This window comes from Sphingomonas sp. NY01, assembly GCF_038809135.1.
Taxonomy (GTDB): Bacteria; Pseudomonadota; Alphaproteobacteria; order Sphingomonadales; family Sphingomonadaceae; genus Sphingomonas; species Sphingomonas carotinifaciens.
Genome location: NZ_CP101722.1, coordinates 642,847 through 658,171, shown reverse-complemented (window position 1 = coordinate 658,171; position 15,325 = coordinate 642,847). Strand labels below are relative to the sequence as shown.

Annotated in this window: 14 protein-coding genes; 3 read left to right on the top strand and 11 right to left on the bottom strand. The window is 69.1% G+C overall.

Going from position 1 to position 15,325, the window contains the following annotated elements; all coding sequences use genetic code 11:
* Positions 1-30: 30 nt before the first annotated feature.
* The 6 genes from NPJ82_RS03265 to NPJ82_RS03240 form a co-directional block, all read right to left on the bottom strand.
* Entirely contained in the window at positions 31-1,320 is a 1,290-nt protein-coding gene (locus tag NPJ82_RS03265) for an adenylosuccinate synthase (RefSeq protein ID WP_342658345.1), read from the bottom strand.
* A gap of 112 nt (positions 1,321-1,432) precedes the next feature.
* On the bottom strand, positions 1,433-2,401 hold the full coding sequence (locus NPJ82_RS03260; protein WP_342658344.1) for a glutathione S-transferase family protein: 969 nt from the start codon (positions 2,399-2,401) through the stop codon (positions 1,433-1,435).
* A 54-nt stretch (positions 2,402-2,455) separates the two neighbouring features.
* Positions 2,456-3,556 carry an ATP phosphoribosyltransferase regulatory subunit gene (locus NPJ82_RS03255; RefSeq protein ID WP_342658343.1) on the bottom strand — a complete coding sequence of 367 codons (1,101 nt, stop codon included), beginning with the start codon at positions 3,554-3,556 and terminating at the stop codon, positions 2,456-2,458.
* Complete coding sequence (locus NPJ82_RS03250) at positions 3,553-3,897, bottom strand: DUF559 domain-containing protein (protein WP_342658342.1); 345 nt, start codon at positions 3,895-3,897, stop codon at positions 3,553-3,555. Before NPJ82_RS03250 ends, NPJ82_RS03255 begins: the two co-directional genes overlap by 4 nt.
* A 172-nt stretch (positions 3,898-4,069) precedes the next feature.
* On the bottom strand, positions 4,070-5,647 hold the full coding sequence (serA, locus tag NPJ82_RS03245) for a phosphoglycerate dehydrogenase (RefSeq protein WP_342658341.1): 1,578 nt from the start codon (positions 5,645-5,647) through the stop codon (positions 4,070-4,072).
* Between the two features lie 163 nt (positions 5,648-5,810).
* Complete coding sequence (locus NPJ82_RS03240; RefSeq protein WP_342658340.1) at positions 5,811-6,965, bottom strand: phosphoserine transaminase; 1,155 nt, start codon at positions 6,963-6,965, stop codon at positions 5,811-5,813.
* Between the two features lie 308 nt (positions 6,966-7,273).
* Here NPJ82_RS03240 and NPJ82_RS03235 point away from each other — a divergent pair, with 308 nt between their 5' ends.
* Positions 7,274-7,924, top strand: a complete 651-nt coding sequence (locus NPJ82_RS03235) for an extensin family protein (RefSeq protein WP_342658339.1) — start codon at positions 7,274-7,276, stop codon at positions 7,922-7,924.
* Between the two features lie 45 nt (positions 7,925-7,969).
* Positions 7,970-8,851 carry an LOG family protein gene (locus NPJ82_RS03230; RefSeq protein ID WP_112381988.1) on the top strand — a complete coding sequence of 294 codons (882 nt, stop codon included), beginning with the start codon at positions 7,970-7,972 and terminating at the stop codon, positions 8,849-8,851.
* 204 nt (positions 8,852-9,055) lie between these two features.
* On the opposite strand, the gene NPJ82_RS03225 is transcribed toward NPJ82_RS03230, so the two are convergent.
* The gene (locus NPJ82_RS03225) at positions 9,056-10,093 is read right to left on the bottom strand and encodes a nitronate monooxygenase (RefSeq protein ID WP_342658338.1); all 1,038 of its coding nucleotides are present in this window, start codon (positions 10,091-10,093) and stop codon (positions 9,056-9,058) included.
* Between the two features lie 7 nt (positions 10,094-10,100).
* The gene (locus NPJ82_RS03220; protein WP_149682222.1) at positions 10,101-10,793 is read right to left on the bottom strand and encodes a cytochrome c family protein; all 693 of its coding nucleotides are present in this window, start codon (positions 10,791-10,793) and stop codon (positions 10,101-10,103) included.
* A gap of 112 nt (positions 10,794-10,905) precedes the next feature.
* On the opposite strand from NPJ82_RS03220, the gene NPJ82_RS03215 reads away from it, so the two are divergent.
* Positions 10,906-11,796: a prephenate dehydratase gene (locus NPJ82_RS03215; protein WP_342658337.1), complete on the top strand. Its 891-nt coding sequence runs from the start codon at positions 10,906-10,908 to the stop codon at positions 11,794-11,796.
* A 267-nt stretch (positions 11,797-12,063) separates the two neighbouring features.
* Here NPJ82_RS03215 and nudC read toward each other — a convergent pair whose 3' ends face one another.
* The 3 genes from nudC to NPJ82_RS03200 are packed head-to-tail and all read right to left on the bottom strand — an operon-like array spanning position 12,064 to position 15,271.
* Positions 12,064-12,918: an NAD(+) diphosphatase gene (nudC, locus tag NPJ82_RS03210; RefSeq protein ID WP_342658951.1), complete on the bottom strand. Its 855-nt coding sequence runs from the start codon at positions 12,916-12,918 to the stop codon at positions 12,064-12,066.
* A 5-nt stretch (positions 12,919-12,923) separates the two neighbouring features.
* Positions 12,924-14,267: a serine hydrolase domain-containing protein gene (locus NPJ82_RS03205; protein ID WP_342658336.1), complete on the bottom strand. Its 1,344-nt coding sequence runs from the start codon at positions 14,265-14,267 to the stop codon at positions 12,924-12,926.
* Entirely contained in the window at positions 14,264-15,271 is a 1,008-nt protein-coding gene (locus tag NPJ82_RS03200) for an A/G-specific adenine glycosylase (protein WP_342658950.1), read from the bottom strand. Before NPJ82_RS03200 ends, NPJ82_RS03205 begins: the two co-directional genes overlap by 4 nt.
* Between the last annotated feature and the right edge of the window lie 54 nt (positions 15,272-15,325).

Below are 15,325 nucleotides of genomic sequence, written 5' to 3'. Positions count from 1 at the left end.
CGTACCAACCTGGAAGAAGCGCTCGATTCCTCAGTCGACGAACGGATCGCGGACCAAAATCGTGTCCTCGCGCTCCGGGCTGGTCGACACCAGCGCAACCGGGCAGCGGATCAATTCCTCGACCCGGCGGATATATTTGATCGCCTGCGCCGGCAGGTCGGCCCAGCTTCGCGCGCCCGCGGTCGACTGCTGCCAGCCTTCCATCGTCTCGTAGATCGGCTCGACCTTGGCCTGCTCGGCCGCATGCGTCGGGAAATAATCGAGCGTCCGATCGTCCAGCCGATAACCGGTGCAGATCTTCACCTCGTCGAACCCGTCCAGCACGTCCAGCTTGGTCAGCGCGATGCCGGTGATCCCGCTCACCGCGGCCGACTGGCGCACCAGCACCGAGTCGAACCAGCCGCAACGCCGCTTGCGCCCGGTCACCGTGCCGAACTCATGCCCGCGCACGCCCAGCCGCTCGCCCGTCTCGTCCTCCAGCTCGGTCGGGAATGGCCCCGATCCGACGCGCGTCGTATAGGCCTTGGCGATTCCCAGCACGAAGCCGACCGCGCTCGGCCCCAGGCCCGATCCGCCTGCCGCGGTGCCCGCGATCGTGTTGGACGAGGTGACGAACGGATAGGTGCCGTGATCGACATCGAGCAGCACGCCCTGCGCACCTTCGAACAGGATGCGCTTGCCGCCCTCGCGCGCTTCGTTCAGGTCGCGCCAGACCGGCTTGGCGAAGGGCAGCACGAAGCCCGCAATCTCGCGCAGATCGGACAGCAGGCGCTCGCGGTCGATCGGCGGCTCGCCAAAGCCGGCGCGCAGGGCGTCGTGATGCGCGCACAGCCGGTCGAGCTGCGGCCCCAGATCGTCCAGATGGGCCAGATCGCACACCCGGATCGCACGGCGGCCGACCTTGTCCTCATAGGCCGGGCCGATACCGCGCCGCGTGGTGCCAATCTTGCCCGCCCCGCTCGCATCCTCGCGCAGGCCGTCCAGGTCGCGGTGGAAGGGCAGGATCAGCGTGCAGCTATCCGCGATGCGCAGCGTCTCGGGCGTGGCGACCACGCCCTGTTCGCCCAGCCGCGCGATCTCGGCCTTCAGCGCCCAGGGGTCCAGCACCACGCCGTTGCCGATGAACGACGGCGTGCCGCGCACGATGCCGGACGGGAGCAGCGACAGCTTGTACACCTTGTCGCCGACGACCAGCGTGTGGCCGGCATTGTGCCCGCCCTGGAAGCGCACGACCATGTCGGCGCGCTCGGCCAGCCAGTCGACGATCTTGCCCTTGCCTTCGTCGCCCCATTGCGCGCCGATGACTGCTACATTTGCCATGGATGCATGTTCCCACCTGCCGCATCGGACCCGCGCGCCCTTCGACAGGACTCGGCACGCAGGCGGTTCATCAGTGGACGGGGGCGGCGGTTAGCGAGCCCGCGCGAACAGGTCAACCGGCAACCCGGTCCGCCCAGGACAGGACCGGCCCTGCCGGTACGATGCCGCTGGGGTTCAGGTCGCGGTGGCTGGCATAATAATGCGTCTTGATGTGATCCAGATGCACCGTGTCCGCAATCCCGGGCACGTCCAGCATCCGCTCCAGCAGCGCCTCCAGCGCCAGATAGTCCCGGATGCGGCGCAGGTTGCACTTGAAATGCCCGTGATAGACCGCATCGAAGCGCACCAGCGTGGTGAACAGCCGGATATCGGCCTCGGTCATCGCCTCCCCGACCAGCCACGCACCGCCCGCCATCCGCGCCTCCAGCGCGTCCAGCGTCTCGAACAGGGGATGCACCGCCGCCTCATACGCATCCTGCGACGTCGCGAACCCCGCCTTGTACACCCCGTTGTTCACCCGGTCGTAGACCTCGGCATTGACGCGATCGATCTCGGCCCGCAGCGGTTCGGGGTAGAAGTCGCCCGGCGTCGCGCCCAGCCCGTCGAACGCGGTGTTCAGCATGCGGATGATCTCCGCCGATTCGTTGCTGACGATCGTCCCGGTCTCCCGGTCCCACAGCACCGGCACCGTCACCTTGCCGCTGTAACCGGGTCTGGCGCGCGCATAGAGCTGCCACAGATAGTCGGCGCCGTGCAGCGGATCACCGGTGCCGCCGCGGCCCGTCTCGAACGTCCAGCCGTGGTCCAGCATCACCGGATCGACCACCGACACGTCGATCATCGCCTCCAGCCCCTTCAGCGCCCGGACGATCAGCGTCCGGTGCGCCCAGGGGCAGGCATAGCTGACATAAAGATGGTAGCGCCCGGCCGCGGCGGGGCGCCCGGGCTGGCCATCGGGGCCGGGGCCGCCATCGGCGGTGACCCATTCGCGAAACCCCGAATCCTGCCGCTTGAAGGCGCCGTCCTTCGAATCCTCGGTCACCTTGCCCGGCTGCCACGCGCCGTCCACCATCCTGCCCATCTGCGTCTCCCGGTTTTCCGGGGTTGCGAACGCACGAAAGGGGCAAGCGTGCCGCTACAGCCGCTGCGGCACTCCGCCGGTCCAGACATGCGTGCAAAGCTGCGCTTGCGGCGTATCATCCGCCTCCAGCGCCTGCACCGTCACCCATCCCTGCCCGCGCAGCGCCGCGCCATCGGCATGCGGCGTCCCCACCGGCAGGAACAGGCGCCGCCGCTCGTCCCTGGGCGCGGTTGCCACGATCGCATCGGCGTACAGCGAGAAGCCCGTCGCCTTCTCCTCGCGGCCATCCTCGTGGATCAGGGTGTAGGTGCCGCCCCGCCCGACCTCGCGCGGCGGTCCCGCCACGAACAGCGAGAAGCCCAGCCAACTTTGATATTCGAAGCCATGCCGCTCGGTCGGGTCCAGCGTCATCGCGACGCCGTCGCCCAGCGCGGCTGCAATCGCCTCCAGCCCATCCAGCCGGCTGGCCAGCACGCCGTGCACGTCGAGGCGGCGCAACCGCTCGATCGCCGACGCGAACGGCCCCGCCGCCTCGACCAGCGGCAGATAGTCCGGCGCGATCGCCGCCACCCCGCCCGCATCCTTGGCGTCCAGTCGCTCGCGCAAGGGTCCGACCTGCTCCGCTGCCACCGGCAACGGCCCCGCCGCCAGCGTGTCGACCAGATCGGGCAGCGTAAAGTCGATCGAGATGCCCGTCGCCCCGGCCGCGCTCAGCGCTTCCACCGCGACGCGCACGATTTCGGTCGCCGCCGCCACCGAATCGAGCCCGATCAGCTCCGCCCCGATCTGTCGCCACTCGCGCGCAGGCGCCAGTTGCGACGCGCGCAGCTTCACCACCGTGCCCGCATAGGACAGCCGCACCGGCCGCGGGTGGTGCCCCATCCGCGTCGCCGCGATCCGCGCCACCTGCGCGGTCAGGTCGGGCCTGAGCGCCAGCGTCCGCTGCGACACCGGATCGACGAAGCGCACCGCATCGTGCAGCCCCCCCGCCTTCAACCGCGACGCCAACGCCTGCGCAAACTCGATCAGCGGCGGATCGGCCCGCTCATACCCATGCAGCCGCGCCGCTTCCAGCACCCGCGCCTCGACCGCCGCGGCAGCGTCGGCGAAAGGCGGCAGGCGGTCGTGAAAGCCTTCGGGCAGGAGGGCGGTCATGCCGCCGCTCCTCCACCAAGGATGACGCTCGCCACGCCCTCCGGATTGGTCGTGACATCTTGATTGGAGAAGCGGATCACACAATTGCCCTGCTGTTCGATCTGCACCGTCCGGCGCGCGTCGCGGGCTTGGTCCGTGTGCGTATCGCCGTCAAGTTCGATGACCAATCGCGGCATCCATGCGGCGAAATCGGCGATGTAGGGGCCGATGGGTACCTGCCGCGAAACCTTGATCCCACCGATCTGTCGATTGCGGATGATCCACCAGAGCCGCGCTTCCGCCTCAGTCATCTGCCGCCGCATCGCACGAGCACGGTCCCGCAACACCGGATCGGGTTTCATGAGGCCTCCCAGACGGGAGACTAACACGCCCTCTCCCCGCCGGGGAGAGGGAAGGGGCCCGCTGCCGTCAGGCAGTGGGAAGGGTGAGGGGCAGACCAGCAGAGCAGCACTGCTTGGCAACCCCTCACCCAAACCCTCTTCGGAGGGGAGAGGGCTTTAACGCCCCCTCACCTCAAAACTTCAACCCCATCGCCGTCTTGACCCCCGGCAACGCCTTCACCGTCGCCAGCAATTCGGCCGACACCACCTCGTCCAGCGACAGCAGCACCACCGCCTCGCCCCCGGCCGAGCGCCGGCCCAGGTGGAAGGTCGCGATGTTCACGCCCGCCTCGCCCAGCGTGGTGCCCAGGCGGCCGATAAAGCCCGGCGCGTCCTCATTGACGACATACAGCATCGGCCCGTCCAGATCGGCCTCGACCTTGATGCCGAACAGTTCGACGAGGCGCGGCGCCTCGTTGCCGAACAGCGTGCCGACCACCGAACGCTCGCCGTCGGAGGTCTTGACGCTGACGCGCACCAGCGTGTGGTAATCGCCCTCGCGCTCGGTCCGCACCTCGCGCACCTCGATGCCCTTGTCCTTGGCCAGGAACGGCGCATTGACCATGTTCACCGTGTCCGAATGGACGCGCAGGAACCCGGCCAGCACCGCCGACACGATCGGCTTCTGGTTGAGTTCGGCCGCCGCACCTTCCGAATGCACCGAGATGCGCGCGATGCCGCCATGCGCCAGTTGCCCGACCAGCGAGCCTAGCTTCTCGGCCAGCGCCATGTACGGCTTCAGCTTGGGCGCTTCCTCCGCCGACAGGCTCGGCACGTTCAGCGCGTTGGTGATCCCGCCCGTCACCAGATAATCCGCCATCTGCTCGGCGACCTGGATGGCGACGTTGACCTGCGCCTCGTTGGTCGATGCGCCCAGATGCGGGGTGGAGATGAAGTTGGGCGTGCCGAACAGCGGGCTTTCCTTGGCCGGCTCGGTCACGAACACGTCGAGCGCCGCGCCGCCGATATGGCCCGAATCGAGCCCCTGCTTCAGCGCCGCCTCGTCGATCAGGCCGCCGCGCGCGCAGTTGATGATGCGCACGCCCTTCTTCGTCTTGGCCAGGTTCTCGGCCGACAGGATGTTGCGGGTCTGCTCGGTCAGCGGCGTGTGCAGCGTGATGAAGTCCGCGCGTGCCAGCAGTTCGTCCAGCGTCACCTTCTCCACGCCCATTTCCAGCGCGCGCTCGGGCGTCAGGAACGGGTCATAGGCGACGACCTTCATCTTTAGGCCCAGTGCCCGGTCCGCGACGATCGATCCGATATTGCCCGCACCGATCAGGCCCAGCGTCTTGGAGGTCAGCTCCACGCCCATGAAGCGGTTCTTCTCCCACTTGCCGGCCTGGGTCGACGCGTCGGCTTCCGGCAACTGGCGGGCCAGTGCGAACATCAGCGCGATGGCATGTTCGGCGGTGGTGATCGAATTGCCGAACGGCGTGTTCATCACCACCACCCCCTGTGCCGAGGCGGCGGGAATATCGACATTGTCGACGCCGATGCCGGCCCGGCCCACGACCTTCAGATTGGTCGCATGCGCCAGGATGTCCTTGGTCACCTTGGTCGAGCTGCGGATGGCGAGGCCGTCATACTGGCCGATGATCGCCTTCAGCTCGTCGGGCGTCTTGCCCGTGATCTCGTCCACTTCGACGCCACGCTGGCGAAAGATCTGCGCGGCCTTGGGGTCCATCTTGTCGGAAATAAGTACCTTGGGCATGACATTGCTCCTGCAAGGAATTTGGAATCTCGCCCTCTCCCCCACGGGGAGAGGGAGGGGACCCATGGCTCCGCCATGGGGAGGGTGAGGGGCAGACACGGGCGAAAGCGCTGCTTGGCAGTCCTCACCCAACCCTCCCCGGTGGGGAGAGGGCTTGAAGGGATCACCCCCGCGCGGTCGCGTAGGCCCAGTCGAGCCACGGCCCGAGCGCCTCGATATCCGCGGTCTCGACAGTCGCCCCGCACCAGATGCGCAGGCCCGACGGCGCATCGCGATACCCCGCCACGTCATAGGCCGCGCCTTCGGCCTCCAGCAGCGACGCCATCTTCTTGATCAGCGCCTCGTCCGCGCCCTCGACCGTCAGGCAGACGCTGGTGGTCGACCGGATCGCCGGGTCCTCCGCCAGATGGCCCAGCCAGTCGCGCGCCTCGACGATCCGGTTCAGCGCCGCGGCGTTCGCGTCCGACCGCTTGACCAGCGCCTCGGCGCCGCCCAGCCCCTTGGCCCATTCCAGCGCAAAGATCGCGTCCTCGACGGCCAGCATCGACGGCGTGTTGATCGTCTCGCCCTTGAACACGCCCTCGGCCAGCTTGCCCTTGGAGACGAGGCGGAACACCTTGGGCAGCGGCCATGCCGGCGTGTAGCTTTCCAGCCGCTCGACCGCGCGCGGCCCCAGGATCAGCACGCCGTGCGCACCCTCGCCGCCCAGCACCTTCTGCCACGAGAAGGTGGCGACATCGATCTTGTCCCACGGCAGGTCATAGGCGAACACGCCCGAGGTCGCGTCGGCGAACGACAGCCCCTCGCGATCCTCGGCGATCCAGTCGCCGTTCGGCACGCGCACGCCCGAGGTGGTGCCGTTCCAGGTGAACAGCACGTCGTTGGACCAGTCGACCGCGCTCAAATCCGGCAACTGCCCGTAATCGGCGCGCAGGACGGTGGGATCGATCTTCAACTGCTTGACCGCATCGGTCACCCAGCCTTCGCCAAAGCTTTCCCAGGCGAGCGCGGTGACGGGCCGTGCGCCCAGCATCGTCCACATCGCCATTTCGAAGGCGCCGGTGTCCGATCCGGGTACGATGCCGATGCGGTGGGTATCGGGGAGCTTCAACAGCTCGCGCATCAGGTCGATGCAATATTGCAGCCGCTGCTTGCCCAGCTTCGAGCGATGCGAACGGCCGAGGCTGTCCGTCGCGAGCTTGGCCGCATCCCAGCCCGGAGGCTTGGCGCAGGGACCGCTGGAGAAATAGGGGCGTGCCGGCTTCGTAGCGGGCTTCGCAGGCGCAAGAGTGGCGTCGGCGGCAGTTGTATCAGTCATATAGACTCTCCTCACAGAGAGCACGCGCGGCGTTGGGACCGCGTGGCCCGACGCCGGCTCTAAGGAGGTAGGATGCCAAGGGCAAGCACCTTCTTCCCCCTCGCCCCTCCGGGGAGAGGGAAGGGGCCCGCTGCCGTCAGGTAGTGGGAAGGGTGAGGGGCGGCCACGGGCGGAAGCACTGCTTGGCGCCCCCTCACCCTCCCATCGCTTCGCGACGGGCCCCTCCCTCTCCCCGGAGGGGCGAGGGAGATAGGCAACTCACCGCTAACCACTTGCATCCCGCGGACACCCTCCCGCACAGACGAACCGTGCGACGCCTGCCCCCCCTCATCCTCCTCGCCCTTGCCCTCACCGCCTGCGGCCGAACCGATCGCCCCACCACCCCGCGCGCCAGGGCCGAGCCGCTGCGGCCCTCCACCCGCGAGACCGCCCAGTGCCAGGCCGATCTCCGCCGCGAGGGCGTGGACTATCGCGAGCTGCCGCCCAAGGATTACGGAAACGGCTGCGGCCTCTACGGCGCGGTACAGCTGACCGATATCGGCGTCCCCGTCACCGGCGTCACCGCGATGCGCTGCGGCGCGGCGCGGGCCTTTGCCGGCTGGGTGCGCAACGCCGTCGCCCCCGCCGCCTATCAGGTCCTCGGCTCCGAACTCGCGCGGGTCGAGGGGATGGGCACCTATGCCTGCCGCAACATCGTCGGCACGCGCGGCATGGGCGACCGGCGCTCGGGCCACGCGCTCGCCAATGCGGTCGATATCGGCGGCTTCGTGCTGAAGGACGGGCGGCGCATCACCATCCTGCGCGACTGGTCCTCGCCCGATCCGGCGACGCAGCGTTTCCTGCAGGCGATCCGCACCTCGGCCTGCCGCCGCTTCGGCACCGTGCTGACCCCCAATTACAACGCCGCGCACCGCAATCACCTCCATCTGGAGGACGACCGCGCCCATTTCTGCCGGTAGCGCCGCCCCCTAGCAAGCGGCTGCACTTTCCCGTATTTGGCCGCGATGACCGATACCCGCGTACCAAACCGCGTCTTCCCGCGTGCCAGCCAGGATGCCGAGACCGCCAAGACCAGCGTCTCGACCCCGCAAACCGAACATCCGGCCTATCGCCTCGCCTTCCAGGATATGGATTTCCTGCTGCGCGAGGATCTGCGCCCGATCCGCTTCCAGCTCGAACTGCTGAAGCCGCAACTGCTGCTGGAGGAGGCCAAGATCGCCTCCACCTTCGTCTTCTACGGCTCGGCCCGCATCCCGGAGCCTGCCAAGGCGCAGGCGCTGCTCGACCTCGCCACCGACGATGCGTCGCGCCGGATCGCCGAGCGCCTCGTCGCCAAGAGCAAATATTACGACATCGCGCGCGAGCTTTCGCGCATCACCAGCCGCCTGCCACGCGACGCCAACGGCATGCGCCACTTCGTCGCCTGCTCGGGCGGCGGCCCTTCGATCATGGAGGCGGCGAACCGCGGTGCAGCGGACGTCGGCGTCGATTCGATCGGCCTCAACATCGTGCTGCCCCACGAACAGGCGCCCAACCCCTACGTCACGCCTTCGCTCAGCCTGCAATTCCACTATTTCGCGCTGCGCAAGATGCATTTCCTGCTGCACGCACGGGCACTTGCGGCATTCCCCGGCGGCTTCGGCACGTTTGACGAGCTGTTCGAGCTGCTCACCCTGATCCAGACCGGCAAGATCCAGCCCATCCCGGTGCTGCTGTTCGGCCGGGAATTCTGGGAACGCGTCATCAACTTCGACGCACTGGTCGAGGAAGGCGTGGTGTCTGAGCGCGATCTCGGCATCTTCACCTATGTGGAGACGGCCGAGGAAGCTTGGGACGTGGTCCGCCACTTCTACGAGGAACAGGCCAAGAAGGCCGACGCGGTGTGAGGCAACTCTCCCTCTCCCCCACAGGGAGCATCAGGTAAACAGCGCCCCGCGCTGTTTAGTTCATGCCGGGGGCATGAACGACCTGATGCTGGAGCGGCCCGCTGCCGCGAGGCAGTGGGAAGGTGAGGGGCCGCCAAGCAGCGCAGCGCTGCTGGTCTACCCCTCACCCAACCCTCTCCCCGAGGGGAGAGGGCTTTGCACAGTTCACCGCATCTCGCCCGCAATCACCCGCACTAGATCGCCCGCCGGCATCGCCCGCGCCAGCGGCGCCCCCTGCCCCGCCCATTGCGCGCCATATCCCGTCTCGCCCACAGCCTTCGCGGCCGCATTCAGCGCCTTGCCCGCATCATAAGCGATCGGATACGCCGGCACCGCCGCCGCCAGCCGCTCGCCCAGCGCCGTAAAGCGATTGGGCAAGCACCGCGCCGGCCGCCCGGAAATCGCCCGCGTCATCACCGTATGCGCCGCCCCCGGCCCCATCAGCGCCGCACGGTACGCGTCGTCCGCCGCACTTTCCGGGCAGACGATGAACGCCGTACCAAGCTGCGCCGCCACCGCCCCCAGTGCCAGCGCGGCATCGACGCCCGCACCGTCCATGATCCCGCCCGCCGCGATCACCGGCACCGCCGCCCTGGCCAGCAGCCGCACCAGCGCCAGCGTCCCCAGCGCATCGTCGCGCGCCGCCGGATCGAACACGCCCCGATGCCCGCCCGCCTCGATCCCCTGCGCCACCAGCACATCGATCCCGGCCGCCCGCGCCGCCGCCGCCTCGGCCGGCGACGTCACGCTGGCAAGGAGCAGGCAGCCCACCGCCCGCAACGCTGCGATCCGGTCCGAACCGGGCAGGCCGAAGTGAAAGCTCACCACCGCCGGTCGCGTCGCCAGCAACAGCGCCAGCATGGCATCATCTTCGACAAAGCTGGGATAGATGGCGCGCAACGCCGTTGGCGGCACCGCGTCGAATTCGGCAAAGGTCGGCGCCAGCGCGTCGATCCACCCCGCCGCACGGTCGCCATCATCGTGCGGCGCGGCATGGACGAACAGATTGACCGCAAAGGGCCGCGCGGTCCGCGCCCGCAGGTCCGCGATCATCGCCGCCGCACCCGCCGCATCGCTCGCGCCCAGCGCGACCGACCCCAGTCCGCCGGCTTCGCACACCGCCGCCGCCATCGCCGGGGTGGAGACGCCCGCCATGGGCGCCTGCACCAGCGGCAGCGACAGGTTCAGCCGCGCCGCCGGCATGCGCCGATCACTTGACCGGCGACTTCTCGCCCTCGATCGCCGCCTGCGGGTCGACCGACGGTGCGCCGGAGGCGGGGGTGCCGGTGTTCGCCACCGCGCCGGTCTCGCCGCGCACATCGTCGGTGACGTTCTGCACCGCCTCGGGCGCCGCATCGCCGCCCGCCGCCGCGGCGGCCGGCGCGGCCGGCAAGGGCAGGTTCGACCCTTGCGCGTTCAGATAGACCAGCAGGTTCGCCCGGTCCTCGGCATTGGCAAGGCCGGCAAAGGTCATCTTGGTGCCCGGCGCGAACTTGCGCGGCGAACGCAGCCAGGCGTCCATCTTCTCGAAGTCCCAGTTGCCGCCCACCGCCTTCAGCGCGTCTGTAAAGGCAAAGCCGCCCTTGCCCTGCCCGATCGGCTCGCCGAGCGTGTGGTAGAGATTCGGCCCGATGCCATTGGCACCGCCCTGGTTGATCGTGTGGCACGCGGCGCATTTCTTGAACACTTCCGCGCCCTTGGCCGCATCGGCCGTGGGCAGCAGCGAGGCGATCGCCACCTCCGGCGCACCGCCGGCGCCGGCTTCCTCGACGCCTTCGATGGCATAGCCCATCTTTTCGGGGCGTTCGCCGTGGAAGATCATGCCCCCCGCGATCGCCAATCCCAGTGCGGCGCCGCACGCGCCCAGCACCCATCCCGCGATCGTGTTGGTCTTCAGATCCATGGCGCAAGGGCCCCCGTTTATGCTCTCCTGACACGACCCTTAGGAAACCACGCCCGCCCCTGCAAGCGGCGCTTGATCGATGCGCGCCGGCTCCGTACCGCGCTTGGCCATCATGGAGAGCTATCCCGCCCCCGCCCGCCCGATCGTCGCCGCCATGTCGGCCGCCGCCGCCGCCCAGCCGGAACGCGCGGTCGCGTTTCAGGGGGCGCCGGGCGCGAACAGTCATGTCGCCATGGCGCAGGCCTTTCCGGACGGCCTGCCGCTTCCCTGTTTCGACTTCGCCGATGCGCTGGATGCGGTAAAGGACGGTCGCGCCGATTGTGCGATCATTCCGATCGAAAACTCGCTGCACGGCCGCGTCGCCGACATGCATTTCCTGCTCCCCGAATCGGGACTGGTCATCACCGGCGAGCATTTCCTGCCGATCCGCCACGCGCTGATGGGGCTCGGCACGCGCGACACGGTGCGCGAGGCGATGAGCCACCCGCAGGCGCTGGGCCAGTGCCGCCACTGGCTGCGCGCGCACGGGATACAGCCGGTCGCCTATCCCGATACCGCAGGCGCCGCCGCACGCGTCGCCGAGCTGGGCGATCCCACCGTCGCCGCGCTCGCGCCGCCCGCCGCCGCCGACATTTACGGCCTGACCCTGTTCGCCACCGACATTGCGGATGCGGACCACAACATGACCCGATTCGTCACGCTCGCCCGCGGCGGCCGTCCGCCGGCGGGCGAAGGCCCATGGATGACGACGCTGATCTTCGAGGTGAAGAACATCCCCGCTGCGCTCTACAAGGCGATGGGCGGTTTCGCGACCAACGGCGTCAACATGACCAAGCTGGAAAGCTACCAGCGCGGCGGCACCTTTGCCGCGACCGAATTCTACGCCGATGTCGACGGCAAGCCGGGCGACGCGGCGTTCGACCGCGCGGTGGAGGAACTCGGCTTCCATTCCAAATGGGTCCGCATCCTCGGCACCTACCGCCAGGCCCGCGCGCGGGGATAGCCCCTTAGACCGTGATAACTTTACGTTGATCCGTTCGTGCCGAGTAGAGATCGAGTAGCTCCGCAGGAGCGTATCGAGGTGAGCAGGTCGGATCGTCCCCCGGACGATCCTGAACATGCCGGGGGCATGTTCACCGGCTCACCGTATCGAGGCATCGCCCCGCGCGCGAACCTGTCTCTCGATACGCCGTCTCGATACGCAGCTTCGCCGCTACTCGACGGCTACTCGAGACGAACGGATCATGGTTTAACCTCATGTCGTCTGGCTCTAGCCTCCGGCCCACACCCGCATCAGGTCATGCGCGATGGCATAGGCGGGCGGCACCACGAACCGCCCCGCCTCGCCCGCCAGTGCCGCGCGCATCTCCGCCTTCGTCACCCAGATCGCATCCTCCAGCTCGTTGGTGTCCAGCGTGATCGCGTCGCTGTCCGCGCGGGCGATGCACGCGATCATCAGCGACGACGGGAACGGCCAGGGCTGGCTCGCCACATAGCGCACGTCGCGCACCACGATGCCCGCCTCCTCCGCCACCTCGCGCGCCACCGCTTCCTCGATCGACTCGCCCGGCTCCAGAAAGCCCGCCAGCGCCGAGTAGCGCCTCGGCGGAAAGGCCGGCTGCCGCCCCAGCAGCGCCCGTCCCTCATGCTCGGCGATCATGATCACCACCGGATCGGTGCGCGGAAAATGCTCGGTCCCGCACATCGGGCAGGCGCGGCCCCAACCGGCGCGGAACGGCCGGGTCACGCCGCCGCAATTGGCGCAGAAGCCGTGCCGCGCATGCCAGTCCAGCACGCTGCGCGCCGCCGCATAGGTCGCCGCCTCACCCGCGTTGAGCGCGTGCAGCGCCGCGATCAGCTCGAACGAGCGCCCCCGCGCCGGCGCCCCGGTGATCGCGGCGAAATGCGGCACCCCGCCCTCGTCCAGCCCCAGCAGCACCAGATCGCCCGGCATGCCCGGCAGCGCGGTCCAGCCCAGCCGCCCGTCCGCCATCGCCGGCACATAGTCGTCCATCGCCAGCAGGCGCGCCGCCGGATCCGCCATCGCCGCCGCCAGCCCCTCGGCATCGTGGCGCAGCGCATCTGCGCGGTTCAGGCGGCCGCCGGTAAAGCCGATCGCGGGCATCTCGCTCATCGCGCCCCCAACCGTGCCGCATCCCTGGCGAGCGCGCCCAGCACCTGTTCGCGCAGCGGATACCGGTTGGACGGGAAGTAGTTGACCATGATCGTCCTGCGCACCCCGCGCGACGGATCGACGAACGCCACCGTCCCCGCCGCACCGCCCCAGCCATAGGTGCCCTTGCCCGCACCCCCCGGCTGATCCGCCAGCAGCACCGATCCGCCCGCGCCGTAACCCATCGGCACCTCGGCATTGGTGCCCCCGGTGCTCGCCGCCACGCCGCCGAAGCGCACGCCCACTGGCAACAGGTTCGACATGGCCAGCGCCACCGTCTCGGGCTTCATCACCCGCACCCCGTCCAGCGTGCCGCCATCCTGCAGCATGTGCAGGAAACGGTCGTAATCGCGCGCCGACATCACCAGCCCGGCACCGCCATAGGGAAAGCTCGGCGCCTGTCGAAAGACGGAGGTCGCCGCCGGATCGAGCGGCACCATCGTATCGCCGACAAAGCTGTAATTGGTCGCCAGCCGTCCTGCCTGTGCAGCCGGCACCTGCCAGTAGCTCGACGTCATCTTCAGCGGCCGGAACAGCCGGGTGGAGACGAACTGCTCGAACGGCATGCCCAATGCCTTTTCGATCACCGCCGCCATCACGTCGAGCCCGATCGAATAGCTCCACCTGGTGCCCGGCTCCGCGATCAGCGGCAAGGTGGCGACGCGCGTGGCGAATTCGGCCAGCGTCTTCGGCCGGGTCGCGCGCATCTTCGCCTCGACCGTCGCGTTGACCGCGGCGGGCACGATCCCCAGCCGCTCATATTCCTTCAGGATCGGCCCCTTGGCATTGATCGAATAGCTGAGGCCGGCGGTATGGGTCAGCAGGTGGCGGACCGTGATCGGCGTCCTCGCCGGCACGGAGGTCAGGCTGGTGTCCGGGCTGGTCAGCACCCGCATCTTCGCAAAGCCGGGAAAGAAGTCGCTGATCGGCTGGTCCAGCTTCAACCGGCCATCCTCCACCAGCATCATCGCCGCCATGCCGGTGATCGGCTTGGTCATTGAATACACGCGCCACAGCGTGTCCGGCCCGGCCACCGGCGCGTTCGGCTCCAGCCCGCCCCGGCCGGCGGCGGGGAACAGCGTCGGCCCGTCCCCGCGCCCGATCGCCACCACGATGCCCGGCATCTTGCCCTCGCGGACATAGCCGTCGAGCAGGCTTTGCGTGGCGGGCAGGAGGGCGGCCGCCGTCCGGGCGGCAGGTGCCTGCGACGACAACTGCCGCTGTGCTTGCGGCTGCGCCTGCACCACCGCCCCCAATCCCGCCACGCCCAGCGCGACGCCCACGACCATCATCCGCTTCATCGACCAGTCCTCAACCGTTCCGCAGCCTTGGCGAACACCGTCGGCAGACCCGCGGTTCCGATCGCGTCGATCGGCCACCATTCGCCCGCCACCGATGGTTCAACCTCCGCCATGCCACGCGCCAGCGCCAGTTCCAGATCGAAATGGGTGAAACCGTGCGCCACCGTACCGTTCAGGACCGTCCAGTCGGTCTCCGCCGGCGCCTCCGCCAGCCCCGGCGGCACCTCCACCCACGGCCCCGTCGGCAGCGCGCGCATACCGCCCAGCAACCCCTTGTCCGGCCGCCGCACCAGCAGCACGCACCCCTCCCGCTCCAGCCAGAAGATCGTCCCGTGCCGCTGCGGCTTCGCCTTCTTCGCCGCCTTCACCGGCAACCGCTCCGGCGCGCCCGAGGCGAAGGCGTCGCATGCTTCGCGCAAGGGGCAGAGCAGGCATTTGGGTGCGCGCACCGTGCACACGCCCGACCCCAGGTCCATCATTCCTTGCGCGAAATCGCCCGCCCGCGCATCCGGGGTGATCGTCTCCGCCGCCGCCCGGATCGCCGGCCGCGCCGCAGGGAGCGGGGTGGTGATCGCGAACAATCGCGCCACCACCCGCTCCACATTGGCGTCCACCACCACCGCCCGTTCGCCGAACGCGATCGCCGCCACCGCCGCCGCCGTATACGCCCCCAGCCCCGGCAGCGTGCGCAAGCCCGCCTCCGTCCGCGGAAAGGCACCGCCATGCTCCGCCACCACCGCCCTCGCCGCCTTCACCAGGTTGCGCGCCCGCGCATAATAGCCCAGCCCCGCCCAGGCGGCCATCACGTCGGCCTCGTCCGCCCCCGCCAGGCTAGCGAAATCCGGCCAGCGCGCGACCCACGCCTCGAAGCGCGGCGTCACCGCCGCCACCGTCGTCTGCTGGAGCATCACCTCGGACAGCCAGACCCGGTAGGCATCGGGCACCTCGCCGGGTTTGGCGCGCCATGGCAGGTCGCGCCGGTGTCGGTCGTACCAGGCGAGCAGCCGGTCGGGTATCGAAGATCGCTTGGCGTCCACCCGCCCGCTATGGCATGGCGT

Excerpts from the sequence above, each read along its gene's own strand:
- NPJ82_RS03225 (WP_342658338.1), bottom strand. The coding sequence starts at position 10,093 with ATGCCGGCGGCGCGGCTGAACCTGTCGCTGCCGCTGGTGCAGGCGCCC.
- NPJ82_RS03260 (WP_342658344.1), bottom strand. The coding sequence starts at position 2,401 with ATGGGCAGGATGGTGGACGGCGCGTGGCAGCCGGGCAAGGTGACCGAG.
- NPJ82_RS03265 (WP_342658345.1), bottom strand. The coding sequence starts at position 1,320 with ATGGCAAATGTAGCAGTCATCGGCGCGCAATGGGGCGACGAAGGCAAG.
- NPJ82_RS03250 (WP_342658342.1), bottom strand. The coding sequence starts at position 3,897 with ATGAAACCCGATCCGGTGTTGCGGGACCGTGCTCGTGCGATGCGGCGG.
- NPJ82_RS03220 (WP_149682222.1), bottom strand. The coding sequence starts at position 10,793 with ATGGATCTGAAGACCAACACGATCGCGGGATGGGTGCTGGGCGCGTGC.
- NPJ82_RS03240 (WP_342658340.1), bottom strand. The coding sequence starts at position 6,965 with ATGACTGATACAACTGCCGCCGACGCCACTCTTGCGCCTGCGAAGCCC.
- NPJ82_RS03255 (WP_342658343.1), bottom strand. The coding sequence starts at position 3,556 with ATGACCGCCCTCCTGCCCGAAGGCTTTCACGACCGCCTGCCGCCTTTC.
- NPJ82_RS03205 (WP_342658336.1), bottom strand. The coding sequence starts at position 14,267 with ATGAAGCGGATGATGGTCGTGGGCGTCGCGCTGGGCGTGGCGGGATTG.
- NPJ82_RS03230 (WP_112381988.1), top strand. The coding sequence starts at position 7,970 with ATGACCGATACCCGCGTACCAAACCGCGTCTTCCCGCGTGCCAGCCAG.
- NPJ82_RS03215 (WP_342658337.1), top strand. The coding sequence starts at position 10,906 with ATGGAGAGCTATCCCGCCCCCGCCCGCCCGATCGTCGCCGCCATGTCG.
- serA (WP_342658341.1), bottom strand. The coding sequence starts at position 5,647 with ATGCCCAAGGTACTTATTTCCGACAAGATGGACCCCAAGGCCGCGCAG.
- nudC (WP_342658951.1), bottom strand. The coding sequence starts at position 12,918 with ATGCCCGCGATCGGCTTTACCGGCGGCCGCCTGAACCGCGCAGATGCG.